Here is a 26637-nt window from a genome sequence, read left to right on the forward strand (position 1 = left end):
CCTCAGCTCTCTCGACGGAAAGCAGACGACATCATGACACCACGCGTCAGGCCCCCGCGCGTTCCGAACGGATCCTCCTCTCCTTCTGGTTCTCCCGGCCGCTCGGACAGCGCGTTCGGAAACACCGGTTCCTCGAGCCGCCCGCACGGGAGCGGCTCGGCCGGCAGCGGACGCGACAACGGACCGGATGTCGACAGGTCGAAGACGAAGTTCCAGGAGGTCGTCGACGGCGCGAACTCGGTCATCGACATCATCAACGGCGTCCTCGAACTCGCCAGCCACATCCCGCTCATCGGCGATCTGATCGACCGGATCAACGAGCTGATCCGCAGGATGTTCGAGAAGGTCAACGAGGCCATCCAGCAGACCACCGACGTCTTCGCCTTCGTCGGCAACCCGGCCGCGCTGCGGCAGGCCGGTCGGAGCTGGGTCGACAGCGTGGGCGCGCCCGCCACCGAGGCGACGGCGGCGATCATCCCCTCGGCACTGCCCAGCACAGGGAACTGGACGGGTGCGGCTCACGATGCGTACACCGCACGCGTCGATCTGCAGCAGCCCGCCGCGGAGGACGTCTACGGCAAGTGCGTGATGGTCGACGATGAGCTGAACAAGTTCGCCGACGCGATCGTGGACTTCTGGGTGTCGTTCTCGATCGCGACGATCACGACCGCGATCGGCGTCGGGCTCGGGATCGCCCAGATCGTCTCGGTCTGGGGCGCCCCCACCGGTGTCGCGACGATCATCGCCGAGGTCGGTTTCTTCATCCTGGACGTCATCAATCTCATCAGCATCATCCTGGCGGCCAACCAGGCGGCGTCCTCGTTCATGACGACCGTGACCAATGAGCTGAGCTCGGCCGCGGCGTTCCCCGGCGGCGCATGGCCGCGCCACACGGCCTGATGATGACCGCGCCCGACCAGCCGGAGTCGGCGGCCGAGCACGGAGGCTCTGTGGTGCTCGGCTTCGGCGAGCGCAGCGAACGCATCGCCGCGGGCACAGCGTTCGTCATCGGCCGCGGGGCCGACCTATCGATCGGCGACAACCCCTACGTGCACCGACGCTTCCTCGAAGTGGCGCAGCGCGACGGCGTCTGGTGGCTCACGAACATCGGATCGGCGCTCACGGCCTCCGTGTCCTCAGCCGAAGGCGCGGCCCAGTCGTGGCTGGCGCCCGGCCAGTCGATGCCGCTGGTGTTCCGCACGACGGCGGTGATGTTCACCGGCGGCTCGACGATGTACGAGTTCTCCCTGACGCTCGAGTCCCCGGTCTACGAGGAGCCGGCCGGATGGCGCGGCGCAGGCGATGCCGAGAACGCGGCGGAGCTGCTCTCGCCCATGCAGCGCATCCTGCTGACCGCACTTGCGGAGCCGCTGCTGCGCGATGGAGACGCCGGCTCGGCCAGGATGAGGACGACCGACGAGGTCGCAGCGCGGTTGGGGTGGACACCGGAGAAGCTCGAGCGGCGGCTGGGCCGCCTGTGCGACAAGCTCTCTCGAAAAGGCGTGCGCGGTCTGCGGCGGAGTGCCGATGCGCGGCTCGGCGACGCACAGCGCTCCCGCCTGGCGGAGATCGCCGTCGGCGCCCGGTTCGTGACCGTCGTGGATCTCGAGCTGCTCACGGCGTTCGCGACCGAGGACGTCGACGTTCCGGCGGCATGACCGGTCAGCATCAGGGAACGCGTCGCGCGCGCCTGGTATACACGTAGGGTCGCGCCGCGGGGAACTGCGCGCCGGCGCACACGGTGACGACGAGGAGGACACGGATGGGCACTCCGGCCGGATGGTACGACGACGGTTCAGGGCGACAGCGCTGGTGGGACGGCGAACGGTGGACCGATCAGTTCGCACCTCCCGGACATCACGGCGCCGGAGCCGACGGATCACCGACCGCCGCACACGGGGCACCATCAGCGCCGGCCGGCACGCCCTACGCCCACCCGGCGTCGCCGGGCCATGCACCGGAGACCGCCGGCCCACGGCGATCCTCGGTTCTGGGATTCGTTGGCCTGGGACTGGCGGTGCTCGGAACGGTGCTGGCCTTCATTCCGACAGCGGTGACGTTCCCGATCGGCCTCGTGCTGCTGCTGGCCGCCTTCGTGATGTCGCTGGTCGCGGTGTTCCAGAAGGGCACCACGAAGTGGCCGTCGGTCACGGGCATCATCCTGTCGGTCCTGGGCGGCATCCTCGGCAGCATCGTGTTCGCATCCGTGCTGTGGTGGGGGGTCACGGAGGCGCTGGACGACTACCAGCCGTCACAGGAGCCGGTGCCGACGGTGACCGAAGAGCCAACGGAGGAGCCGACCGAGGAACCGGAAGAGGCGCCGTCCGCGGGCGATGATGGCGAGGACGGGCGCCCGTCACCCGAAGCGATCGGCGAGGGACTCCAAGCAGTACTCCACAGCGCAGGCTTCGTCGAGTACGACGACGTGCCTGGGTTCTTCACATGTGTGGGCCAGCACTACTACGATTCGGACCTGTCCGATGAGGCTCTGCAAACCCTCGCAGCCAGCAACGACGTGACCGGGCCGGAGCGTGACCTCGCGACGCAGGTCGGATACGACGCCACGATAGGTTGCGATTCACGCTCGTAGTCACGTGCGATATGGGGACCGCTCCCCATGGACCGGGCCGAACACGCAGAATAGGATCGTCGCGTAAACCGATTCGGGAGGGACTGGCCGATGGGGAAAGACGAACTCGTCTACGATGAGGAGTTGGCCGACCGGCAGGTGGAACTCATCACCGAGTGCTACGACGAGTTGAACGCTTGTATAGACTCGGCTGCTTTCCTCGAGAAGGGGCAGACCCCTGAGGTCTGGACCGCAGACGGGAAAGCGGTTGAACTCACTGCCATGCTCAAGGAAAAGTATCGCGTTGCCGGCCCTTGGCTCAATGACCTGTGTACGCGCCTCGACGACGCGAAGACGAACCTCAGGACCGCCATTGCCGAGACCAAAGAGCTGAATGAGCAGCAGAAGGCCGACTACGATCGTCGGCTCAGCAAGCTGATGGGGCCGAACCCACTGAAATACCCGAAGGCGATCTGAGCGGAACCGGATCATGGGACAGCAACAAGAACGGCTCGAACGGCTTCAGCAGAACCGTTCTCATCTCTATCTCGACGTCGTCCGAAGTGTGCACGCCGACCAACGGAGGTCGATGGCAGACGCTGTGGACACGACGACGTTGGGGGTCAGCAAGGCGGCAGGCCTGAAGGGGTTCGAGGGCAAACTCGGTGAGTCCATCGAGGACACGCTGCTCAAGATCCGCGCAACCCTCGAGCGGTTCGCCGACTACCAGAAGGACCTCAGCATCTCGATCAACGCCGCAAACCAGGCGATGGACGACACCGCGAGCCGCGGCAAGGCCGTTCCCGACGTCGAGCTGACGCCGGAGCAGCAGAGCACGATCGGCACAGCAGCCGGGACAGACAGCCCCGTGCACGTTTCCCCGGGCGTGACGCTCACGCCCGACCAGGCGCGCCAGCACTATCTCGACCAGGCCGAGGCGGCTCGGGAAGAGGCCGCCCGCCAGCTCAACGCCCAGCTCGACCTGCGGCTCCAGGAGATCATCGATGGGCTGCCGAAGTCGGAGTACGACCCGGACGCGCGCGCATCGGGCGGCCCCGGCGCTGACGGCACCGGCGGATCTCCCTCCGTGTACGACCCGGGTACCAGTGGCGGCGGCTACCCCGGAGGCGGTTCGGGCGACAGTCCCACCGTCAACAGCCCGGGGATCGACGGCGGCGGCACCAGCCCCGGAGGCGGCTCCGGCGGAGGGTCCGGCGGCGGCACTCTCGTGAACGACCCCGGCTCCGGCGGGGGAGGCTCAGGAGGGAGCGGCTCCGATGGAGACGGCGGCTACGACGGCCCCAGTATCCACGATCCGGGCACGAACCCCCCGTGGCGACCCGACTACGTCGGCGATCCGCCGCTCGTCGGCGACCCGCCGCGCTTCGACGACCCTCGCATCGACGGCATCACCGGCGGCGTCATCCCCGGTACCGGTGGAGGAGGCGGCGCGGGTGGTGTCGGGGGCAGCGCCGTCGGAGGCGGCGTCGGCGGAAGCGTCGGCGGCATATCCGGAGGTGTCGCCGGCGGCATCGCCGGTGGCGTGGCCGGAGGAGCGGCGCGCCGCGTCGGCGGCACCGGCGTCGGCAGCATCGGCGGCATCGGCAGCGCGTCCGGCACGGCGGCTGACGTCGGCGGAAGCGCGAACGCTCAGTCAGGAGCAGCAGGCGGCCGCGGCATGATGGCCGGCGGCATGGGCGGTGCGGCCGGGGCCGGCAGCGACAAGAAGAACCGCAGGCGAGGCCAGGATCTGGCCGCCTTCGACGTCGGCGATGAGGGTGAGACGTCCCCCGACCTGGGCGACGCCGGCGCTGCCGGACGCGCCGAGTCCGAGGGCAGGGAAGAGCTCGGCTGGTAGCAGGGGTTTCCTGCCGAGGGCCTCTCCCGCCTGCAGTTCGAGCGGGAGAGGCCCTCGACTTCGCCGCCCGCGCGTCGGTGACGCCCGGTCAGACCGAGACGACACGCACGACGCAGTCGCCGAGTTCGAGCACGAGCCCCGGCACGAGGCCGAAGCGCTGGTGCGGCGTCATCGGACCCGTCCGGCCGTCACCTGTGCGCAGAGACGAGCCGTTGCCGGAGCCGAGATCCTCGAACCACGCCTCGCCGTCGACGATGCCGAACCGACCGTGCGTGCGGGACACGGACCGGTCCCCGTCGGGCACGGCGACGAGCGCGGCATCCGGCCGCTCGCCCTCGGGAACCCTGGGCGCACGGCCGATGTAGCCGATGCCGCGGATCGGCACGATCGTCCCGTCGTGGAACTGCAGGGCGACGGTCGTCGCTGCGTTCGGCACTGGCGCGGACGGCGCCGATTCCCGCTCCGCGGGCGGATCCGCGGCGGGCGAGGCCTGCCCGTGCGGAGCCACCTGCACGACGGGCTGCGGTGGGGACGGGGCCGCTGCGGTCGGCGCCGGGGCCTCCTCCTGCGCCGGAATCGGCGCAGCGTCCGGGTCCGCGATCCTGCGGTGCAGGAGCTCGGCGTCACCGCCGAGCATCAGCGCGTCCCCCGGGACGAGGAAGGTCGGCATATGCGGGGTGAGGGGTGTGATCCCTCCGTCGGGATGACGCACGGAGACGCCGTTCGTCGAGCCGAGATCCTGCACCCACAGCCGCTCCTCGTCTATGCCGAACGAGGCATGCGTGCGCGACAGCGAACGCGCACCGTCCGGAACACGCACCAAGATTGCATCCGGGATCGACTCCGGTGCACGCGGCGCGCGGCCGATGAAGCCGAGACCCGTCACGTGGATCACCGTGCCGTCGGCCAGTTCGAACACGGGAACCGTGTTCCCACCAGGAGCCGCGACGGGAGGAGCGGGCGCCTGTTCCTTCGGCACTGCGGGCGGCGGCGGAGGAGGTGCGCCGACGTCATCCGGCGCGTCCAGCGCACGCCCCGACCGGTCTCCGACCACGCGAGCGTCGAGCATCGGACCGTCGGGCATCGGCGCGTCCCCGAGATCCGCGGCGGCTCTCCCCGTGCTGCGGACATCCAGCACGCGCGCTCCGGCGACGCCGTCGAGCACGCCGGATGCCGCGAGCCCGACCGGCAGCAGCACCGGGATCACGTGCGCCAGCCCCATCAGTGCGCTGCGCGGAAGCATGCCTGCGGCGCCCACGCTGACGCCGGCGTCGCGTCGGACCGTGCGGATGCCCATGGCCAGGTTTCCCGGCGTCGCCCCCGTATGCCCCTCCCAGATCCAGCCGATCACCCACAGTTCGATCAGCGTCACCGCGAGCAGCGGAGACGACCCCGTCACCAGCCAGACGAGCGTGCCGATCGCTCCGACGATCGCGATGTCGATCAGATACGCACCCGCCCGCTTTCCAGCCGACGCGCGCCGACCCGGTGTCGAATCCTCGCGCGAGGGCGTCGGCCGCGCATGCGACGGGGCAGGCGGAGTGAGGGTCATGAGAAGACCTCCAGGATCTGTCCGGCTATCCCTGAGCCGTACAGGAGTGCGGCCGGGGCGAGCGCGAGGAGAACAGCTTGGACGATGTCGCCCGTGCGCGACCAGCCCAGGGAACGCCAGTCCTGGGCCAGCGGCACGGCCAAGCAGGCTGCGATTCCTCCGAGGAGCACCAGCCCGAGCGCGATCGGGAGAGGACCGACCTGCAGCGCGTTCAGCAGTGCCGCGGCCGCGGCCGCGCTCACGAGGCCTCCGGTCGCCATGGCGGCGCCGCGGGACAGGCCACCGCGCAGACTGCGCGATGTCAGCAGGAAGTAGCATCCGACGCCGAGCGTTCCGCCCAGCACGCACCACGTCTCGATCGTCCGGTCGGTGAAAGCGAGAAGTGCGCAGAGTGAGGACAGCAGGGCGATCGAGCACGCGGTCACCGCTCCCGCCTCGGAACGACGACGCGCCAGCAGGGTCTGATGTGCGGCACGGTCGGCGCGCACCGGAGAGGGTTCGGACGCGGGTCTGGCGCGGATGCCCTGAGCATCACGGATCACGAACGGGGTGTCGATCAGCTCGTCGGCTGCGACGTCGAGGGCCGCACCGCGCATGTAGTGGAAGATCGGGGCCGCGCAGGCGGCCTGCACCGCGGCGACGGCGGCAACCGGGATCTCGGAGAGGAACGCGGCCGCATTGAGCACGGCGAAGACCGCCCACAGCGCCGCGATGACACCCGTCGTGCTGGCCGCCACCTCTCCGCGCACCCTGGCGCTCGCGTGTCGCGCGCACGCGGCGGTCGCTCCCGCGACGGTTCCCGCCGCGATCATCGCGCCGGCGTCCGAGAACGGCGAGAGAGCCAGCGCACCCGCCGCTGCGGCCAACGCGGGGGCGAGGAAGGCGACGTAGATGGTCCGCTCGCACACGGGCTGCGCCAGCAGGATGACCGCACCGACTGCCAGCACGGAGACCGAGACGGCGACGGAAACCGGCGACGGCGCGGAGACCGTGCCGAACAGCATCCCGAGCGCGACCACCAGCAGCAGCGCCAGCACGGTCCAGCGGGGACGAGACAGCCCGGATCTGGCGGCCTCCCGGCCCGAGTCGGAGGAACGGGCAGACGGGACGGCCGTGCGGTCGAACAGCCAGATCACCCCGCCGTCCCCCGGTGAGACCGACACCTCGCTGTCGAGGTCGATGGCGGTTCCCGACGTGGTCGTTCCGACGTACCGCTTCAGGTCGACGCCGCCGACGGCGAGCAGCTCGGCCACGGTCGAATCGCCGCGGACGACGAGATCGTGTCGGCTGCGGGCGTCCGCGACAGTGAGCCGAATTGCCTTCGCTGACACTCCCAGCCCCTCGATGATCCTCGACACGACACCGTTTCGTACCCGCACCCTGCCACAATGGTAGGCGACTCGAGGAGGGCCCGTCGTGAGCAACACCAGTACCCGTCGCGCGCCGAAGCCCCCGGCCGGCGGGCAACTCACCCTGCAGCAGGCACCGGAGCTCCCCAAACCCGAGGGCGCCTCGAACACGCTGATGATGGCGCTGCCGATGGTCGGCAGCCTCGGAGCGGTCGCCGTTCTCTCGCTCTCTCAGGGCGGCGACTCCACCCGCACCTACATCATGGGCGGAATGTTCCTGTTCATGGCGCTGTCCATGGTGGGCGGGCAGATGTGGCGCCAGAAGTCGCAGCATTCCACGAACGTCGAGAACACTCGGCGCGAGTACCTCGCCTATCTGGCTGAGACCCGCGATGCCGTCAGGGAGGTCGCCTCTCGCCAGCGCAGGTACGAGGAGTGGATGCTCCCGATGCCCGAGACGCTGCCCTTCATCGTCGAAGAGGGCTCCCGAGTATGGGAGCGGACCAACAACGACAAGGACTTCCTGGTCGCCAGGATCGGCACGGCCAGCCAGCCTCTTGCGATGACGCTGGAGGAGGCCCCTATCCCCGCCCTGGCGCAGCTCGATCCCGTCAGCGCGTCGGCGGCGCACCGGTTCGTTCTCACCCACGACCAGGTGCCTGATCTGCCCTTCGGGCTGAACATCGGCGCCTGCGCGCGGCTCGAGGTCGCGGGCGAGACCGTGCGCGCTCGGGGGCTCGTGCGTGCCCTCGTCTCGCATCTGGCGACCTTCGCCGCCCCGGAGGACCTGCAGATCGCAGTGGTCGCATCACCTGCCGAACTGCCGTACTGGGAATGGGCGAAGTGGCTGCCGCACGCCCAGTCCGACACCGTCACGGATGCGGTGGGCGGTGCCCGCCGCATCGGGGCGTCGTGGTCCGACATCGAGGGCCTCGTCGTGGACGTCCGCTCCCGCGGCCCCGCAGGCGGAGTGAGCGGCACGGTGCCGCATCTCGTGGTGATCACGGACGGCGCCCGGTTCCCGGCCGACCATCCGATCCAGGCGGAGGGCGGCGTCGACGGCGTCACCGTGATCGACATCCCACGGGAGTGGGATGAGCTGACCGATCCGTTCACCGTTCGGCTCGCGATCGACGAGGATGAGGATGAGGGCCAGGGGATCACGGTCGCCCGCCGCGGCGCGGCTGCGGTGCGCGGGACACCGGATTTCCTCGGCATCGCCTCGGCAGAGGCCGTGGCGCGGCGACTGATCGGAATGGTCGAGGCCGCCGAGGAGGACGAGTCAGGCGGCGGTCCCCGCACGATCTCCGCAGAGCTGACCGACCTGCTCGGCCTGCCCGACGTGCGCGACTTCGATCCGGAGCTCGCATGGAAGCCCCGCTCAGCACGCGACAGGCTCAGGGTGCCGATCGGTCTCACCTCGACCGGGCATCCCATGATCCTCGATATCAAGGAGTCGGCCCAGCAGGGCATGGGGCCCCACGGCATGCTGATCGGTGCAACCGGCTCGGGCAAGTCCGAGGTGCTGCGCACCCTGGTGCTCTCACTGGCGATGACGCATTCGTCAGAGGCGCTGAACTTCGTGCTGATCGACTTCAAGGGCGGTGCGACGTTCGCCGGCATGGCCGAGATGCCGCACGTGTCGGCGGTGATCACCAACCTCGGCGACGACCTGACGCTCGTGGACCGCATGCAGGATGCCATCCAGGGCGAGATGACACGGCGCCAAGAACTGCTGCGCGACGCGGGGAACTTCGCCAACGTCGGAGACTACGAGGCTGCGCGCAAGGGCGGCAGGACCGACCTCGAGCCGTTGCCAGCACTGCTGATCGTGGCGGATGAGTTCTCGGAGCTTCTGGCGGCCAAGCCGGACTTCACCGAGCTGTTCGTCGCGATCGGCCGACTCGGCCGATCGCTGCAGGTGCACCTGCTGCTGTCGACGCAGCGGCTGGAAGAGGGAAAGCTCCGCGGCCTCGAATCGCACCTGTCGTACCGCATCGGTCTGAAGACGTTCTCGGGTGCGGACTCGCGCACCGTCATCGGCGTCCCAGACGCCTTCACCCTCCCGGGAGGCGGCGGCCACGGCATCCTGAAGTCGGACGCCGAGACGCTCACTCAGTTCCGTGCCGCCTATGTCTCCGCGCCGCCGAGGACCCGCAGGCGGAGAGCGGGAGCATCAGCACAGGCTCCCGGCCCTGAGAAGCCGATCCGCGCGATCGAGGCCAAGGCCTTCACGGCCGCGCCGGTCGCCGTGCCGGAGGAGCCCGCCCAGCCGGAGGAGCCGACGCCCGAGGTGCACAGCGGTGAGCCCGAGGAGAAGCGGGTGACCTTCGACATCGCGGTCTCCCTGATGAAGGGCAAGAGCCTGCCGGCCCATCAGGTGTGGCTGCCACCGCTCGACGTCCCACCGACGTTCGATGACATGCTCGGCGACCTCGCTGAGGATCCGCAGCTCGGACTGATCTCGCCGCGCTGGCGCAAGGCGGGACCGCTCACGCTGCCGCTGGGCATCGTGGATCGACCGCTCGAGCAGCGCCGCGACAGCCTGGTGATGAGCCTCATCGGCGCCGGCGGGCACCTCGCGATCGTCGGCGGCGCCCGCACCGGCAAGAGCACACTTGCACGCAGCGTGCTGACGGGCATCGCGCTCACGCATACGCCGCTCGAAGTGCAGTTCTACATCATGGACTTCGGCGGCGGCACCTTCGTGCCGTTCGGGAAGATGGCGCACGTCGCCGGCGTCGCAGGCAGGAATCAGCCCGACGTCCTCCGGCGCATGTTCCAGGAGATCGCCGGGATCGTGGACGACCGGGAGCGGTACTTCACCGAGCACGGCATCGACTCGATCGACACCTACCGACGTCTGCGCGCCCAGGGCAAAGCCGACGACGGATACGGCGACGTGTTCCTGATCATCGACGGCTGGCCTACGATCCGCTCCGAGTTCGACGACATGGAGTTCGAGATCCAGGCGCTGGCCGGGCGCGCCCTCACCTTCGGAGTGCACCTGATCGTCACGACTGCGCGCTGGATGGACTTCCGCAACGCCATCCGGGACACGTTCGGATCGAAGCTCGAGCTGCGCCTCGGCGACACCAGCGATTCGGAGATCGACCGCAAGGTCGCCGTGAACGTTCCGCAGGGGCGCCCGGGCCGGGGCCTCGCGCCGTCGAAGCACCATATGCTCACCGCGCTGCCCCGAGTGGACGGCTCCGGCGACCCCGACACCCTGAGCGAGGGCGTCGATGACCTGATCGACCGGGTGAACCGGGCGTGGAAGGGGCCGCAGGGCCCCAAGCTGCGCCTGCTCCCGGAGATGCTCGACCTCGACGACCTGCGCCACCAGGCTATCGGCACGCCGGCCGAGAAGCAGGTGCTCCTCGGCGTCGACGAGGCGAGACTCGCGCCCACGGCTTTCGACGTCCGGCGCAATCCTCATCTTTACCTGTTCGGCGACAGCGAGTCGGGAAAGTCCGGCTTCCTGCGCGGCTTCGCGCGCGAGGTGATGCGCACGATGTCTCCCTCTCAGGCGCAGTTCTTCGTCGTCGACTACCGCAGGGCGCTGCTCTCCGAGATCCCGGACGACTACCTCGCCGGGTACTACACCGTGGCGGAGCAGGCCGCGGAGGAGCTCTCCGGCCTCGTGGAGTACCTGCGCGGCCGCCTGCCCGGCCCCGACGTCACACCGCAGCAGCTGCGCGACCGGTCGTGGTGGTCGGGCGCCGAGGTCTTCATCCTGGTGGACGACTACGACCTGGTGAACACTCAGTCCGGCAATCCGATCGCTGTGCTGCAGCCTCTGCTGGCACAGGCCGCTGACGTCGGGCTGCACCTCACCCTCACCCGTCGTTCCGGCGGCGCCTCACGCGCCTCCTTCGAACCGGTGATGCAGACCCTGCGGGACCTCGCGACCCCCGGAATCCTGCTCTCGGGCAGCCCGGACGAGGGTCCGCTGATCGGCAACGTCAAGGCGACTCCCGCGCTTCCCGGCAGGGCGAAGGTGATCACCCGCGAGCGCGGTCTGGAGATCATGCAGCTCGCCCATACACCGCCGTCGCCGCTGTAGGCTCGTCACCTCGCAGAGGGGAGGGAAGCACGCGTGGGCAGAGCTACCCATAGGCATTCCCTGCTCCGATCCGTAGGGTGTTCTCTGTCGCCGGGCATCGGCGTCACGGCCCTCAGGGCTGAAAGTACTCGGGGCCGACCAGCCCTCATATCCAGGAGGTGACCGTGGGAGACGCAGTCTCAGCAGCGGATGGTGCCCTTCAGCGTGGCGCCAGCATCGTCAATGAGTCCAAGGGCAGCATCGTCCAGGAGCTGAACGCGATCCGTAGCAAGCTGTCGGGGATCAACGCTGCATGGCAGGGGTCGGGTTCGAACGCGTTCCAGCAGTCGTTCAGCGCCTGGCAGGACAAGTCGCGCCGGATCACGAACGCGCTCGACCAGTTCGAGCAGAACCTGATCGACTCGCAGACGTCATACACCAGCACCGACGACACGTCGGCACAGGCCCAGAAGAAGTTCCTCGGCCGCCTCGGCTGACACCGGAGGGAAGCGACACCATGAACTACAAGATGCAGTTCGGAGCCGTCGAGATGGCCGGCTCCGACCTCGGCACGAGCGCAGGCAACATCGACACCAAGCTGTCCGAGATGGAGGAGGCCCTCAAGCCGCTGCAGGCGGACTGGACGGGTGAGGCCTCGGAGGCATACCTCCGCGCCAAGGCACAGTGGAACAGCGCACTGGCCGAGATGAAGCAGATCCTCCAGGAGATGGGCCGCCAGGTCATGGAGGACGCGGCCAACGGCCAGGCCAGCGAGCGGAAGAACCAGAGCCGCTGGTAGGCAGCTCCTGCACCGCCGATATCGGCGGACGCACCCCGCGGGCCGTCGCACTCGATGATCTCGAGTGCGACGGCCCGTCTCGTTTCGGCGGTCAGGAGTTCCCGAGCGCCGTCACGGCGGCTGCCAGCGCCCGCGCGACCGGCGCGAGATCCGCGTCCAGGCCGCGCGGGAACGAGAACCGGATGGCCGTGCGCGCGGTGTCCGGGTCTATCCCGGCCGCCAGCAGCACGTGCGACGGCTCCGTGCTGCCGGCTCGGCATGCCGACCCGCTGGAGGCGAGCACGCCGCTGCGCTCCAACTCGAGCAGCACCGACTCGCCGTTGACCCCGTCGATCACGAAGCTCGCGATCGACGGCAGCCGCCGCTGGGGATGGCCCGTGAGCGAGGCATTTGGAATGCGCGAGAGCACCTCGGCGACGAACGCGTCACGAATGCGCGTCACGCGCGCAGCGGCCTCGTCCCGCTCCCGCTCCGCTAGCTCGGAGGCGACGCCCAGCGCGACGGCGCCTGCGACGTTCTCCGTGCCCGAGCGCCTGCCGCGCTCCTGACCGCCGCCGTGCAGCACCGGCTCCAGCGGAACCCGACCGCGCACCGCAAGGGCGCCGGTGCCTGGCAATCCGCCGAGCTTGTGCCCTGAGATGGCGATCGCGTCGGCTCCGATGCCCGCCAGCGGCAGCCATCCGGCCGCCTGCACCGCATCGACGTGCAGCGGAACCCCGCGCGCTCGGCACGCCTCCGCGAGCTCGGCGACCGGCTGCACCGTGCCGATCTCGTTGTTCGCCAGCCCGACGGCGACAAGCGCGGTGTCATCGCGGAGCGCGCCGGCGAGATCATCCGGATCGACCAGACCGTGCCCGTCGACGCGGACCTCGGTGACGTCGAAGTCGTGCACTCTGGCCAGGAAATGCGCCGTCTCGCGCACCGAGGAGTGCTCGATCGGTGTGGTCACCAGGTGCCGAGCCCCGCGCGCGCGGGCGGCCGCGACGCCGATTCCCTGCAATGCGAGGTTGTTCGCCTCGGTGCCGCCTGAGGTGAACACGACGTCCGTGCTGCGAACCCCCAATGCCCGAGCGACCCGGCCGCGCGCGGCCCCGAGCGCGGCCCGCGCCCGCTCCCCCGCCGCGTGCGTGCTCGACGGGTTTCCCGGCTCCCCCGTGAGGATCGGAGTGATCGCCTCGAGCACCTCGCGGCGCACGGATGTCGTCGCGGCGTGGTCGAGGAAGAGACTCACGATGCCTCGATGTCGAGCCCGAGATCGATCGCGCGCGCCGAGTGCGTGAGCGCACCGACCGAGATCACATCCACTCCGGTGCTGGCGATGTCTCCGACCGTGTCGAGCGTGACGCCGCCGGATGCTTCGACGATCGCCCTCCCGGCGATGTGCACGACGCCCGTGCGCAGGTCTTCCAGCGAGAAGTTGTCGAGCATGATCGTGCCCACGCCCGCGGCGAGCGCGTCGTCGATCTGGTCGAGCCGGTCCACCTCCACTTCCACGTGGATGGTGTGCGGCAGCGCGGCGGATGCCTGCCGGAGCGCCCCGGTCGTCGTCATGCCCGTGCGCTCGCGGATCACCGCGAGATGGTTGTCCTTGGCCATCACGGCGTCCGAGAGCGAGAAGCGGTGGTTGTGCCCGCCGCCGCAGCGCACGGCGTGACGCTCCAGTGCGCGCAGCCCCGGGGTGGTCTTGCGAGTGTCGGCGATGCGAGTTCCGGTTCCGGCCACCGCGGCGACGTAGCGGGAGGTCAGCGTCGCAACGCCGCACATCCGCTGCGTCAGGTTCAGCGCGACGCGCTCAGCGGTGAGCACGGCTCGGGCCCGACCAGTCACCCGCGCGAGCTGCGCGCCGGGCGCGAAGGCGTCACCGTCGGCGACGGTGAGCTCGACCCTCGCGTCCGGATCCAACTGCTCGAATGCCGAGGCGAACACCTCCCCTCCGCTGAACACCCCGGACTCACGTGCGACCAGCTGCGCATCGGCGACCGCGTCTGAGGGGATGAGCACCTCGCTGGTGATGTCGCCCCACGGAGCGTCCTCGTCGAGTGCCGCCGCGACGACGCGTTCGATCGCGCTCCCGGTCAGCATGCCGCCTCCAGCGCAGGCTCCGGCTGGCCGAGGTCTGCCGCATCGTCGGAGCGCCAGTGCGCGCCGACGGACTCGGTGCGTGCGGACGCCGCACGCACGATCTCGGCGGCGACGTCGAGCAGGTTGCGGTCCTCGTGCTCGCGCGCGGTGCGCGGCATCGGGAAGGCCGCACGCCACCGTGCGATCGCGACGGCCGCCTCAGCCAGGCCCTTCGCATCGCGCGAGAGCCCGGCGCAGCGCCACATCAGCTCTTGCAGCGCACCGCGGGAGAAAGGCTGCGCCATCTCGATCGGAAGAACGACGTTCCCCGCGTCGCGAGAGGCGGTGGTGCGGTGCGCCGGACGAACAGTCGGCGGGATCGAGATGCCGTCGCCACCCACCGTCGTCGTGTCATCGACGATGCGTCCATGCGGATCGCCTGCGCCCGTGGCGTCTGGCCCCCGCTGGTCCTGCTGCGGGATGCAGGACCCCCTGCCTGCATCATCCGGAGTCGGCAGCGGCGCGGCGACGGACTGGGCTCCGCTCGCGCCATCCGCTGAGGCAGCCGCCGCACGTCGCGCGAGCACCCCTGCGGAGACGGTGTCGCCGCGTCCGATCGCCGCCGCGGTCCTCCCCGCCCGCGCGCCGAACACCGCGCCTTCCAGCAGCGAGTTCGACGCGAGCCGGTTCGCACCGTGCACACCGGTGCGCGCGGTCTCGCCCGCGGCATACAGTCCTGGCACGGTGGTGCGCCCGTCGAGATCGGTGACCGCGCCGCCCATCGCGTAGTGCGCTGCGGGCGAGACCGGGATCGGTGCGCGCGACCAGTCCAGCCCGCGCTCGCGCACGACGCGGTCGATGGTGGGGAACCGACGCGCCAGGTGCGCCGCGCCGAGTGCGGTCGCATCCAGCAGCACGGGCCTGCCGTCCTGGCGCGCCATGGCGCGGGCGATCGCGCGGGCGACGACGTCGCGCGGGGCGAGCTCGCCGTCCGGGTGGGCTTCGAGTGCGAACCGTTCCCCCGCCTCGTCGAGCAGCACGGCGCCCTCGCCGCGCACCGCCTCGGACACCAAGAACGGCTCCCCGACCGCGAGCACCGTCGGGTGGAACTGCACGAACTCCATATCGCGCACCGCGGCGCCCGCTCGGAGCGCGATCGCGACGCCGTCGCCGGTCGCGACCTGCGGGTTGGTCGTCACCGCATACATCTGCCCGACACCACCGGTGGCGAGCACGACCGCATCTGCCGACTCCTCCGCGATCGACCCGCCGTCGATCATCCGGATGCCGACGACTCCGCCGCCCGAGACCACGACGTCCGCGGCGAACACCCCTTCGCGCACCCGCACGCCGCGCGCGCGACACTCCGCGAGCAGCCCACGCTGGATCTCCGCGCCGGTCGCATCGCCTCCTGCATGCAGGATGCGCGGTGCGGAGTGCACTGCCTCGCGCCCGAGCAGCCGCGCCCCGTCTGCGCCGCGGTCGAAGCCGACGCCCCGCACCTCCAGGGCCGCGATCGCGATGGGCCCGCCTGCGACGAGTGCCCGCACGGCTTCCGGGTCGGCCAGCCCGCCGGACGCGCGCAGCGTGTCCTCCGCGTGGGCCTCAGCGGAATCGTCTGAACTCACGACGGACGCGATGCCGCCCTGCGCATACCGCGTGTTCGACGCGTCGGATGCTGCCTTGGTCAGCACCTCGACGTCCGCCCCGCCCTCCCGCGCCTCCAGCGCCGCGGTCAGCCCCGCGATGCCGCTGCCCACAACGACGACGCGCGTCATCGCGGCAGCGCCTGCAGCATCCGGTCCAGTGCGACTCTGGCCGGTTCGGCGACATCGCCGGTCACGCTGATCCGGTTCACGGTCTCTCCTGCGACGAGCCGCTCCAGCACCCAGGCGAGGTAGCCGGGGTGGATGCGATACATCGTCGAGCACGGGCACACGACCGGGTCGAGGCAGAAGATGGTGTGCTGCGGGTGCTGCGCCTGCAGCCGGCGCACCAGGTTGATCTCGGTGCCGATCGCGAACGTGGTCGGCTCGGCGGCCGCCTCGATCGCGCGCCGGATGTGGTCGGTCGAGCCGGATTCGTCTGCGGCCTCGACCACGGGCAGCGGGCACTCGGGGTGCACGATCACGCGCACGCCGGGGTGCTCGTCGCGGGCCTGCGCGATCTGGTCGACCGTGAAGCGGCGGTGCACCGAGCAGAAGCCGTGCCACAGGATGACGCGCGAGCCGATGAGGTCGTCACGGCTGGAGCCGCCGAGTTCACGGTGAGGGTTCCACATCGGCATCTCGTCGAGCGGTACGCCCATAGCGCGGGCGGTGTTGCGCCCCAGATGCTGGTCAGGGAAGAACAGCACGCGGCGGCCGCGCTCGAATGCCCACTCGAGCACGGTGCGCGCGTTCGACGAGGTGCACACGATGCCGCCGTGCCGGCCGACGAAGCCCTTGATCGCGGCAGACGAGTTCATGTACGTGACGGGAACGACCGGCACGCGTCCGTGAGCATCCGGCTGGTCGAGCGGGCCGAGCACGTCGGAGAGCTGCTCCCAGCAGTCCTCGACCTCGTCGATGTCGGCCATATCGGCCATCGAACATCCGGATGCCAGGTTCGGCAGCACGACGTGCTGGTCGGGTCGGGAGAGCAGATCGGCCGTCTCGGCCATGAAGTGCACGCCGCAGAACACGATCGCCTCCGCCTCCGGATGCTGTGTAGCGGCCTTGGCGAGCTGGAACGAGTCTCCGACGTAGTCGGCATGCTCGATGATCTCGTCTCGCTGGTAGAAGTGGCCGAGCACGACGGCCTTCTCCCCGAGCGTCTGCTTCGCCGCCCGGATGCGCTCGGCCAGTTCGGCCTCGCCCGCCTCGCGGTACTCGCGCGGCAGCTCGCCCTGGCGCGGCGCGTCCGTCGGGATCACATCGCCCATCGACGATCCCGGCCCGTAGCCGGGGACCTGATCGAACGACCACGGTGCGTCGGCGAGGTCGTTCGAGCACACCGATCCGCTGGAGGACCCCTCGGCGATGAGCTCGATCTCGCGCGCGACCGAAGCGTCGAGCGGTGTGAGGGTGATCCTGGTGGCGGGCATGGCGACTCCTCATGGAGTTAGGGTCAGATCGACACGAAGTGTGCCCCCAGGTTAAGGTGCACCAGACCTTAACCACAAATCACCCGCGCCTGCGGCAGAAGCCAGGAGATCGCGCATCTCCTAGGAGGATCTGCGGGGTCTCCACCGAGGATCTGCGCATTCTCCGAGTTTCTGCGGTTGCCTGACCCGCCGAGGACCGCGGGGGTGCACGCCGCACCCCCGCGGTCGGTCAGCCGTACAGCTCGGGGCTGGTGCGGGCACCCACCTCCTGCTCGAACGCGTACGCGTAGCCGAGCAGGTCGGCCTCGGCGAAGTCGCGGCCGAGGAACTCGAGGTTGACCCCCGCGCCCGCGATCGTGCCGTCGGCCTCGATCGCCTGGCCCATCGGCACGGTGACCGCCGGCATGCCCGTGTTCGGGCTGAGACGCATGTTCCGTCCAAGCGGAGAGTACGGGTCAGTGCTGGGATACACCATCGTGTCGAGGTCGAGGTCATCGAGCAGGCCCGTCACGCTGACCTTGAACTCCGCGAGAGCCTGCGTGTGCGTGCCCTCCGGGCCCGCCCATTCGAGGTACTGCTGCTCGGTGATCTGCGCGCGCTGCTCGTAGGTGCGCTGACGGCTCGGAACGTACTTCCCCGACTCGAGCACCTGTTCCAGCGACCGTGCTTCGACGCCGGGATCGAGGTGCGCCTCGACGTAGGCGTCGAGGTCGTGACGGAACTCGTTCGTGCTGCCGCTGCCCTCGCCGAGCACGTCGGCGAACCAGCCCGGCTCGTCGATCTCCACGACGGTCGCTCCGCGCGCCTCGAGCGACTGCTTCGCCTCTTCCCACAGCCGCAGCGTTGTGGGGTTGCTGCCGAGCATCGAGGGGACGAACCCGACCCGGGTGCCATCGAGCGCCACGTCCTCGAGCTCCTCGGTGTACGACCGCGGCACCCGCCCCTCCTGTGCCGAGGTCACGGGGTCGGCCTCGTCGACGCCGACGACCGCGTCGAGCGCTGCCGCTGCGTCGACGACGCTGCGCCCCATCGGCCCGCCCGTGTCCTGCGACAGCGCGAGCGGCACGATGCCGTCGCGGCTGGCCAGGCCGATCGTCGGGCGCACACCGACCAGCTGGTTGTACGAGGAGGGAACCCGGATGGACCCTCCCGTGTCGGTGCCGAAGCCGATGCCCGCGAGGTTGGCGGCGATCGCCGCCCCCGTACCGCCGCTGGAGCCGCCAGCGGTCCGGTCGGTCGCATACGGGCTCGCGACCAGAAGCGACTCGCCCGCCGCCTGGCCGGCGGAGAACTCCGAGGCAAATCCGTATGCGAACTCGTCCATGCTCGCCTTGGCCAGCATCACCGCACCGTCGGAGCGCAGCCCCGACACCATGGCGGCGTCATCGGCGGTCCAGTTGTCGTCCCAGCAGCCGCAGCCGGCCGTGGTCGGCATGCCGACGGTGTCGTAGTTGTCCTTCACCGCGATGGGAACGCCCAGCAGCAGACTCGTCATACCGCTCTCGGCACGCTGCGCGTCCGCCGCCGCAGCGGCCTCGAGTGCCGTGTCGCTCACCGTGATGATCGAGTTCAGCGGCCTGCCGCCCTGCTCGACGACCTCACGGTCGTACTCGCCGATGCGATCGACGTAGGCCTGGGTGATCTCGACAGCGGTCGTGGCGCCCGCGTTCATCGCCGCCTGCATGTCGACCACGCTCGCCTCCACGAGCTCGAACGGGCCGTCGTCGTAGACCATGCGGCTCGAGATCTCCGCGAGGTCTGCGACCGTGATGACGCCGTCGTCGTCGACATCCGCTGCTGCGGCCTCACCCCATCCGGCGTCGCCCTCAGCGGTGCCGAGCAGCTCGCCGACCCGTTCGAGATCCGCCGTCGTGACCTGCTCGTCTCCCGTCAGGTCGAGCTCGGTGTAGTACGGCATCAGGATCGGGGCTGAGGCCTCGTCCGAGGTCGCCGCGGTGGCGATGCCGCCGGTCAGCGTTCCCGCCAGGATCGCCGGCACCGCCACGACAGCCGCGACCGCATATCGGCGCGCACTCGTCATCGTCTTCCTCTCCTCGCGCGTTCTGCTGCGCGTGTTCGCGTGCTCCGGCATCATCCGAGCCCCTCCCTGCGGCGGCGCACCATCACGATGCCCGCGACGATCGCCCCTGCCGCGAGTACGACGACGAAGCCAGCGCCGACGATCGTTCCGCCGGTGACGGCGAGCTCGCCGTCACCTTCGCCGCCGTCCGCTGCGGTGTCACCCGAGCCGTCCGTCGTCGTCGGGTCGTTCGTCCCGTCGGCTCCATCGGTCGCCGCCTGGTCGTCGCCGGAGTCATCCGATTCATCCGGGTTCGTCGGGTCGGCATCGGCGTCATCGGCGACCGAGATCGTCACGGGATCGACGGCCCCGAACGGCCCCTGCTCTCCCTCGGTGCCGATAAGGGCGCCGTCGTCGATCGACACAGTCGCCTCACCGGCGCGCAGCACCTCGAACGACACCGTCACCACGGTGACGTCGCCGGAGATGCCGGGTGAACTGCCGAGACGGGTGTAGGCGAGCTGCGCCGCCCCCGTCTCCTCGCTCACCGTGCCGTAGCCGCCGTCCAGGAACGCCGCTGAGTCCGTCACATACCTCAGCGCCTCGTCGTCGTAGCCCAGCTCGAACTGAGCGGCGTACACGTCGGCGGCGTCCGTCGCCGCGACGGCCACCTCGATCACGTCGCCGACCTCGCCCGTCTCCGGTGCGCTGAGTTCGACGGCTCCGACCTGCGCGGGCGCGGCGAGCGCCGGGGCGGCGCCCAACAGTACGGCGCCGACCGCGGTCACGACGCCGATCGCGGCAGCGGCGGCACGACGGCGCCGATCCTCTGGAAATGTGCATGCGCGCACAGCCCTTCCTCGATGTCCTCGCGGCACGGTTCCACACCGTCGGGGAGCGCCGCATGGATCAACTGTGGTGCGCCGAGATTTCGGAAGGGTTTCGCTGTGTGAGCAGTGTGTTTCGCGCAGCGCATCCCATCCAGGCGGCACCGCCATCGGGGCCGCCGCTGAAGAGCGACGCGGGCGCCCGCCATCTGCTGGGCCGACTCCGGCGATCCTCGCGTCGCGTGCCGGGGCGCCGTCGCGGGCTGCTATCCGCCGATCGGGCAGATCGCGTCGTCGGTGATCTGCTTGTCGTACCCCTCCGCCGACCAGGGCAGGCCGATCTCCGGCTGTTCGAATCCGTCGGCGGCGGGAGCACGCGAGGCGATCGCTGCGATCTGACGCCCCACCTTCGCCGCCGCGGAGTCGCTGCGGGAGTTGTTCAGCACGACCGCGACGGTCAGGCCCGATGACGGATCGGCCCACACGCTCGTGGCGTAGCCGAGCGTCGCCCCTTCCTGGCCGATGAGCGGACCCGCCTGATAGACACCGCCGCCGTACTGATACCAACTGGCACCGTCCGAGTAGACCGGGAGCGCGTGGTCGAAACGACCCTCGTCGTCCTCCGCGGCACCGAGCGCGAGGAGCTGTCCGTACCGTCCGAGGTCCTCGATCGTCGAGACCACCCCTGAGTCGGTGTAGCCGACGCTGCTCGACGCCTTCGAGAACTCCGTCGGAGCCGTGCAGCCGTTCTCGGCGTCTTCGGTGCTCGACCGGTACCCGGGAAGATAGTTCGTGCCGGGCGTCGCGGCCGTCGGGGACGGCAGGAAGGTGCTGCCGAGACCGTACGGCTCAGTCACGTACTCGTCGAGCAGATCTGCAGGCGCCTCGCCCGTCGCGTGGCGCAGCGCCTCGCCGAGCAGCAGGTAGCCGGCATCGGAATCGCGGAACTTCGCGCCCGGCGTTCCGCCAGCCGCGATGAGGCCCCGGGCGGCGAGCTCGCGCGGGTCCCACTCCCGCTCCGGCGTGCGCACCCAGTTGATCAGCACCTTCGCCTCGGAGCTGCCGATCCCGCTCGTGCTGTCGCACAGCTGCTGCAGGGTGATGTCCTCGGAACCCGCCAGGTTCTGCACGTACTGGGTGACCGAATCGGTGACCTCCAGCTGCCCGTCCGCCGCGAGGCCGTACAGCACGTCGCACGTCATCGCGCGGGTGACGTCGCCGATCCGGAAGGTCATGTCGGCGGTGACGTCTTCGCCGCCCTCGATCGCGGTCGACCCGAGGCCTGCGACGTACTCGCCGCCCCACGGCGCCCACACGCCGACGATCCCTCCGGTCGCGCCCGACGCCTGCATCGCCTTGGTGACGGCGGCATCGATCTGCTCGGTCATCTCCGCCGGAAGCTCGGCCGATGCCTGCTCCGGCAGCTCGACGACGTCCGCGCCACCGCTGCAACCGGTGAGGACCGCCCCGAACGCGACGATGGCCGCGATGGCGGCCGCGCCGCGCCGTGTCGTTCTGCCTCGCATCTCACTCCCTGTGCTGGAAACCCCAACGAGTCTATGCGGTCGCCCCTGAGCCGCCTGGGAGCGCACCCGACGCGCTCCGCGTCATCCGCTCACCCTCATCCGGTCGCCCTGCGTCTCCCACACCGCGCGCATGAATCGGCGCACGTCCTCGTCGACCCGGATGTCGCTCGGCCGGAGCGGCCGAGACAGATGCAGCCCGTCGAGCGAGGTCAGCCGCGACAGCGCCACGTAGGTCTGACCAGGCGCGAACGCGCCGGAGCCGAGATCGACGACGGCCCTGTCGTACGTCTTCCCCTGTGATTTGTGGATCGTCACGGCCCAGGCCAGCCGCAGCGGGAACTGCGTGAACTCGGCGACGACGTCGCGGCTGATCTTGCGCGTGTGCTGGTCGTACGCGTATCGGTACTTCTCCCACACCACTGGCTCGACGTCGAACTCCTCGCCGTCGACCTCGACCCGCACGGTGTCGCCGACGATCTTCGTGACCGTGCCGATCGTGCCGTTCACATAGCGCGGAGGCTCCCCGCCCGAACCGGCGTCGTTGCGCAGGAACATCACCTGGGCGCCGACTTTCAGCTTGAGCTTCTCGTCGGCCGGATACTGATCCCCTCGGCCGAAGTCGCCCGAGACGTCGGCTCTCGCGATCTGTTCGCGGCCGGGCAGCTGGGTGAGGTGGCGGGAGTTGATCGCGTTCACCCTGTCGTTGCGCGTGGCGAGGGTGATCACCGGGTCGCGGGGGTCGTCCGGCGGCGTGCGGGCGCCTGCGCTGTTGAGGGCGTCGGCTATCTCCTTCGTGACGCGACCGTAGCGCACGGCGTTGAGCATCGTCTTGAAGCCGTCGTCCGACTGCCTGTGGATGTGCGTGAGCTCCCTGATGTGCAGGTCGGCGCCGTGGCGTCCGACCTCGAGCACGCCGTCCTGCGCGGCGTGGCCCGCCCACACGTGCGCGTCGAAGAACCAGAACGAGCGGTAGTGGTCGTTGATGTAACGCGCTTCGTCGCCCCGGGGCGGCACAGGCGCGAGCTGGTACGGGTCGCCGAACATGATCACCTGCACGCCGCCGAACGGCTCGGCACGACGGGCGCGCGCCTGCCGCAGCGCACGGTCGATGCCGTCCATCAGATCGGCGTTGACCATCGACACCTCGTCGATCACCAGAGTGTCGATCGCGTTCAGGATCTTCCGCGTCGTGCCGTTCTGTTCGAGATCGGTGTCGGCGATCAGCCCGACCGGCAGACGGAAGAGCGAGTGGATCGTCTGGCCCTCGACGTTGAGCGCGGCGACGCCGGTCGGCGCGCAGACCGCGATCTGCTTGCCGGTGTTCGCGGTCAGGTGACGCAGCAGCGTCGACTTTCCCGTTCCGGCGCGACCCGTGATGAAGACGTGCTCCCGAGTGTCCTCGATCAGCCGGAACAGGCTCTCCTGCTCCGCGGACAGAGCGGGCGCGGTCATCCCTCCATGCTAGGGCGTCCCTCGGGCACCCTCACCGCACCTCACGTTTCGGCATCCTCCGGACGTCCCCAGGCGATATGGAAAACGCCGTCCCTAGACTGGTCGGCATGCATCAGGCCGACGTCTCCTCGTCCCGCGTCGGCGAGCCCCGCCGCTCGCGTGCGCTCGAGGTCGTCGGGTTCATCGTGGTCGGTGCGCTGCTGGTCGGGGCCATCGGGGCGGCTCTTGCATCGCTGTACCGCCAGTACTGGGGTCCGAGCGCGTTCGCCGAGCGATATGTGCACCTGATCGCCGACGGGCGCGCGGCTGACGCGCTCACCGTCAGCGGTGTCGGCGTCGACAGCGAGGAGCTCAAGTCGGCGGGGCTGCCGGGCTTCGCCCACGACGCCCTGCTGCGCTCCTCCACGGTTTCGAACGACGTCACCGGCATCCGGTCCGTGTCGGAGCTCGCTGCCGACGACGGCGTCGTCGACGTGACGCTCGAGTACCGGATGAACGGCGAGACCCATGAGACGACGTTCCGCGTGGCGCAGACCGGATGGAGCGGCCTCGTCCCGACATGGCAGTTCGCCGAGAGCCCCCTCGCCGTCATCGATGTCGACGTGCACGGGTCGTGGCGCTTCCAGGTGAACGGATTCGAGCTCGACAAGAGGCAGGTGTCGCCGGCCGGCCTCGAGGCGGAGCCCGACGACTCGATCGCGATGCTCGCGTTCGCACCCGGTGCGTACGACGTCGCCGTCGACACCGCGACCACAGAGGCGGACGCCGTGCACGTCGCCGTGACGGAGCCGCTGACCGCCACGAAGGCGGCAGTCGATGCCGCGCCGTCCGACGAGTTCCAGGACGTCATCGACGAGAAGGCCGAGTCGTGGCTGAGCGAGGAGTGCGGCTCGCGGAACGTGCTCCTGCCCGAGGACTGCCCGTACGGATACCGGCTCGACAATCTCATCGCTCCTGGCACGCAGCCGGAATGGACGATCGTCGAGTATCCCGAGATCGACCTCGTGCCGGACGGCCCGTGGTGGAGCATCCGACCCGCCGACGGCATCGCGCACATCGAGGTCGATGTGCAGTCGTACGTCGACGGCTCGATCAGCCACGTCTCCGAAGACGTCCCCTTCCAGATCGACGGCACGGTCGATCTGCTGGAAGACGGGTCAGCCCGGATCCAGATCGGCGCCCCGCTGCTCAGGTAGGCTCCCCGTCGCGAGCGGGCGGCTTCCGTCCGAGCGTGCTGCTTGTGTGCGTGCAGAACCGGCACGCTCGGCGCAGAGGGACACCTTCGGCACGGTGCGCGTCGCGGCGGCCTACCGGCCCTCACGTTCGGCATCGCGCTTCGCGATCGCCTCGAGCCTCGCGTTGTAGGCGGCGAGCTCCGCCTCACCAGTGCGGTCGGCGTGGCGGTCGGATCGGCGCTGCTGCTTCTCGTCGCTGCGGCTCCACTGGATGGCGACCACGATCGCCGTGATCACCGTCGGGATCTCTCCGATCGACCACGCGATGCCGCCGCCTGTGTACTGGTCCTCCATCGGTGTCGCACCCCAGGTGCGCCCCATCGCGCCGAACCACTCCGCCACCATCAGGCCGGACTGGCTCATGATCGCGATGCCGAAGAAGGCGTGCATCGCCATCGTCACGATCAGCGTCACGAGCCGCCCCGCATGCGGCATCCGGTACGGGATCGGGTCGATGCCCGTCAGCGACATCACGAACAGGTAGCCGGAGACGAGGAAGTGCACGACCATCCACTCATGGCCGAGATGGTCGTACAGCGCCCAGCGGAACAGGTCGGTGAAGTAGAACAGCCAGAGCGAGCCCACGAAGATGCCTGCGGCGACCAGCGGATGCGTGAGCACCTTGGCGACCGGGTTGTGCACGACCCAGAGGATCCACTCCCGGCCGCCGCGCGTGCCGTCATCGCGCTTGCGGATCGCGCGGGCGGCGAGCGTGACGGGGGCTCCCGGCACGAGCAGCAGCGGAATCGCCATCGCCAGCAGCATGTGCAGCATCATGTGCGCGCTGAACAGGTAGTGCCCGTAGGCGTTCAGCGCGCCGCTGGTGACCCAGATCAGCAGCAGCATGCCGATCACCCACAGCACCGTGCGGTAGATCGGCCACGCATCACCCCGACGGCGCAGACGCAGCACGCCGGCGAGATAGAAGGCGATGCCCAGCACACCGACGACGAGCCAGAGCGGGTCGATCTCCCATTCGGTCAGGAGCCGGATGGGCGTGAGCTCCGGCGGCAGGGCGGCCTCAGTCAGGAACTCCGCCGGGGTCTCCAGCGCCGGCGGCTGCTCGTTGAGCGGCGGCACGGAGCGGGCCAGCGCCGCGGCGGCACCGGATGCGACCCCCATCAGCGCGAGCTCGAGCGTCACCATGATCCAGAACGCACCGTTGCGCTGGGTGGCGATGAGCTTGGCACGGTACCAGGCGCCGAGCGCGCCCATCAGCAGCAGAGCGACGATCTTCACCAGCAGGATGAAGCCGTAGGTGGTGGTGAACAGCTGCTCGATGCGCGAGATCGATGCGAACGAGCGCAGGATGCCCGAGAACACCACCAGCAGGAACGCGATCAGCGCGAGTGACGAGTAGCGCTCGAGCACCGGTCGGACGCGGTCGACGCGGCTGTCCGCAGCCAGCCACGGCCGCACGATCACGACCAGGAACAGCCCACCGACCCACACGGCCGCGCCGACGATGTGAATGGCCAGCGCCGTCACGACGATGTTGTGGTCGGCGAGATCACCAGAGTGGCCCTGCGTCGCCATCGGGATCAGTGCGACTGCGGCGACGCCTGCGGTGATCAGCGTCGGAACCCAGCCGCGCACCGCGAACGCGAGCACGGTGAGTCCCGCGCCGAGGATCGTCGTGATCATCCAGGCCCTGCCGAGTTCGAGCTCGACGAGATAACGGCCGAACTGCGCCCCGAACTCCTGCCCGGCGCTGATCTGCGGCGTGAATGTGTCGAGGAAGGTCAGGAAGGTGACGGCGCCGGATGCGACGGTGAACACGGCGGCGCCGATCGACGCGGTATCGAGCGCGACGTCCCATTCGCGCTCACCCTGCCGCAGGGCGAACAGCGCCAGCACGAGAGAGCCCAGCATCACGGCGGCCGAGAGATTCACTCCGAGCTTCGCCAGCGGCAGGCTCCACCTCACGACTGGCCCCGCGTCCGCGAGCTCCGTGGCGTCGGTCGCGCCGCCGAACACCAGCGCCCACACGGCTACGGCAAGGGCCGAGACGATGAGAAGTGCCGGCCCGACGGCCCGCAGCACGCGCGGATTCACTCGACCAGCCTAGGCACCCGCACCTGCAAGCCGTCCGAACCGCAGCATCCGACGCACGTCGACGGTTCAGGTGCCCCGAATCGCGCGTCCCACGCCGCGCAACCGCAGTTCCGGGTACCGGAGCAGCCGGATGGCCGCAGGTGGCGCAGAACGGCACACCGGAAGGAGCGTGTCGGCCGCGCACAGCGGCGCCCCGCAGGCCGA

General features: G+C 69.9%; 20 protein-coding genes. 9 read left to right on the forward strand and 11 right to left on the reverse strand.

Annotated elements, in window-relative coordinates; all coding sequences use genetic code 11:
- The first annotated feature begins 33 nt into the window (after window positions 1-33).
- From DZG09_RS01595 to DZG09_RS16955, 5 genes are all read left to right on the forward strand, one after another.
- Entirely contained in the window at window positions 34-900 is an 867-nt protein-coding gene (locus tag DZG09_RS01595; RefSeq protein WP_119695989.1) for a hypothetical protein, read from the forward strand.
- On the forward strand, window positions 879-1658 hold the full coding sequence (locus tag DZG09_RS01600; RefSeq protein WP_119695990.1) for an FHA domain-containing protein: 780 nt from the start codon (window positions 879-881) through the stop codon (window positions 1656-1658). Before DZG09_RS01595 ends, DZG09_RS01600 begins: the two co-directional genes overlap by 22 nt.
- Window positions 1659-1762: 104 nt before the next feature.
- The gene (locus DZG09_RS16830) at window positions 1763-2590 is read left to right on the forward strand and encodes a DUF2510 domain-containing protein (RefSeq protein WP_119695991.1); all 828 of its coding nucleotides are present in this window, start codon (window positions 1763-1765) and stop codon (window positions 2588-2590) included.
- 90 nt (window positions 2591-2680) lie between these two features.
- Window positions 2681-3046 carry a hypothetical protein gene (locus DZG09_RS01610; protein WP_119695992.1) on the forward strand — a complete coding sequence of 122 codons (366 nt, stop codon included), beginning with the start codon at window positions 2681-2683 and terminating at the stop codon, window positions 3044-3046.
- A gap of 112 nt (window positions 3047-3158) precedes the next feature.
- Window positions 3159-4427: a hypothetical protein gene (locus tag DZG09_RS16955; protein WP_119695993.1), complete on the forward strand. Its 1269-nt coding sequence runs from the start codon at window positions 3159-3161 to the stop codon at window positions 4425-4427.
- Between the two features lie 88 nt (window positions 4428-4515).
- Here the strand turns inward: DZG09_RS16955 and DZG09_RS01620 are convergent, their stop codons facing one another.
- Window positions 4516-5979: an FHA domain-containing protein gene (locus tag DZG09_RS01620; RefSeq protein ID WP_162893102.1), complete on the reverse strand. Its 1464-nt coding sequence runs from the start codon at window positions 5977-5979 to the stop codon at window positions 4516-4518.
- Entirely contained in the window at window positions 5976-7310 is a 1335-nt protein-coding gene (locus tag DZG09_RS16485) for a hypothetical protein (RefSeq protein ID WP_162893103.1), read from the reverse strand. The genes DZG09_RS01620 and DZG09_RS16485 overlap by 4 nt, the downstream gene beginning before the upstream one ends.
- An 85-nt stretch (window positions 7311-7395) precedes the next feature.
- On the opposite strand from DZG09_RS16485, the gene eccCa reads away from it, so the two are divergent.
- The 3 genes from eccCa (at window position 7396) to DZG09_RS01635 (ending at window position 12172) form a co-directional block, all read left to right on the forward strand.
- On the forward strand, window positions 7396-11394 hold the full coding sequence (eccCa, locus tag DZG09_RS01625) for a type VII secretion protein EccCa (protein ID WP_119695995.1): 3999 nt from the start codon (window positions 7396-7398) through the stop codon (window positions 11392-11394).
- A 164-nt stretch (window positions 11395-11558) separates the two neighbouring features.
- Window positions 11559-11870: a WXG100 family type VII secretion target gene (locus tag DZG09_RS01630; RefSeq protein ID WP_162893104.1), complete on the forward strand. Its 312-nt coding sequence runs from the start codon at window positions 11559-11561 to the stop codon at window positions 11868-11870.
- Between the two features lie 20 nt (window positions 11871-11890).
- Window positions 11891-12172, forward strand: coding sequence for a WXG100 family type VII secretion target (locus DZG09_RS01635; RefSeq protein ID WP_119695997.1), 282 nt, complete (start codon window positions 11891-11893; stop codon window positions 12170-12172).
- Window positions 12173-12263: 91 nt separating this feature from the next.
- Here DZG09_RS01635 and DZG09_RS01640 read toward each other — a convergent pair whose 3' ends face one another.
- The 8 genes from DZG09_RS01640 to DZG09_RS01680 form a co-directional block, all read right to left on the reverse strand.
- Complete coding sequence (locus DZG09_RS01640; RefSeq protein WP_119697317.1) at window positions 12264-13406, reverse strand: cysteine desulfurase family protein; 1143 nt, start codon at window positions 13404-13406, stop codon at window positions 12264-12266.
- Window positions 13400-14254, reverse strand: a complete 855-nt coding sequence (nadC, locus tag DZG09_RS01645) for a carboxylating nicotinate-nucleotide diphosphorylase (protein ID WP_119695998.1) — start codon at window positions 14252-14254, stop codon at window positions 13400-13402. Before nadC ends, DZG09_RS01640 begins: the two co-directional genes overlap by 7 nt.
- The gene (nadB, locus tag DZG09_RS01655) at window positions 14248-16011 is read right to left on the reverse strand and encodes an L-aspartate oxidase (protein ID WP_162893105.1); all 1764 of its coding nucleotides are present in this window, start codon (window positions 16009-16011) and stop codon (window positions 14248-14250) included. Before nadB ends, nadC begins: the two co-directional genes overlap by 7 nt.
- The gene (nadA, locus tag DZG09_RS01660) at window positions 16008-17318 is read right to left on the reverse strand and encodes a quinolinate synthase NadA (RefSeq protein WP_119695999.1); all 1311 of its coding nucleotides are present in this window, start codon (window positions 17316-17318) and stop codon (window positions 16008-16010) included. The genes nadB and nadA overlap by 4 nt, the downstream gene beginning before the upstream one ends.
- 229 nt (window positions 17319-17547) lie before the next feature.
- Window positions 17548-19359, reverse strand: coding sequence for an amidase family protein (locus DZG09_RS01665; protein WP_240423603.1), 1812 nt, complete (start codon window positions 19357-19359; stop codon window positions 17548-17550).
- A 50-nt stretch (window positions 19360-19409) separates the two neighbouring features.
- A complete protein-coding gene (locus tag DZG09_RS01670; protein ID WP_162893106.1) occupies window positions 19410-20189 on the reverse strand; it encodes a cohesin domain-containing protein in 780 nt (259 codons plus the stop codon).
- Between the two features lie 242 nt (window positions 20190-20431).
- Window positions 20432-21691, reverse strand: a complete 1260-nt coding sequence (locus DZG09_RS01675; RefSeq protein ID WP_119696001.1) for a serine hydrolase domain-containing protein — start codon at window positions 21689-21691, stop codon at window positions 20432-20434.
- 81 nt (window positions 21692-21772) lie between these two features.
- Complete coding sequence (locus tag DZG09_RS01680) at window positions 21773-23143, reverse strand: ATP-dependent DNA helicase (protein ID WP_119696002.1); 1371 nt, start codon at window positions 23141-23143, stop codon at window positions 21773-21775.
- 107 nt (window positions 23144-23250) lie between these two features.
- Here DZG09_RS01680 and DZG09_RS01685 point away from each other — a divergent pair, with 107 nt between their 5' ends.
- The gene (locus DZG09_RS01685; protein ID WP_119696003.1) at window positions 23251-24339 is read left to right on the forward strand and encodes a hypothetical protein; all 1089 of its coding nucleotides are present in this window, start codon (window positions 23251-23253) and stop codon (window positions 24337-24339) included.
- A 111-nt stretch (window positions 24340-24450) separates the two neighbouring features.
- Here DZG09_RS01685 and DZG09_RS01690 read toward each other — a convergent pair whose 3' ends face one another.
- A complete protein-coding gene (locus DZG09_RS01690; protein WP_119696004.1) occupies window positions 24451-26433 on the reverse strand; it encodes a bifunctional copper resistance protein CopD/cytochrome c oxidase assembly protein in 1983 nt (660 codons plus the stop codon).
- Window positions 26434-26637: the final 204 nt, after the last annotated feature.

It is taken from the genome of Microbacterium halotolerans (genome assembly GCF_003569805.1).
GTDB classification, from domain to species: Bacteria; Actinomycetota; Actinomycetes; order Actinomycetales; family Microbacteriaceae; genus Microbacterium; species Microbacterium halotolerans.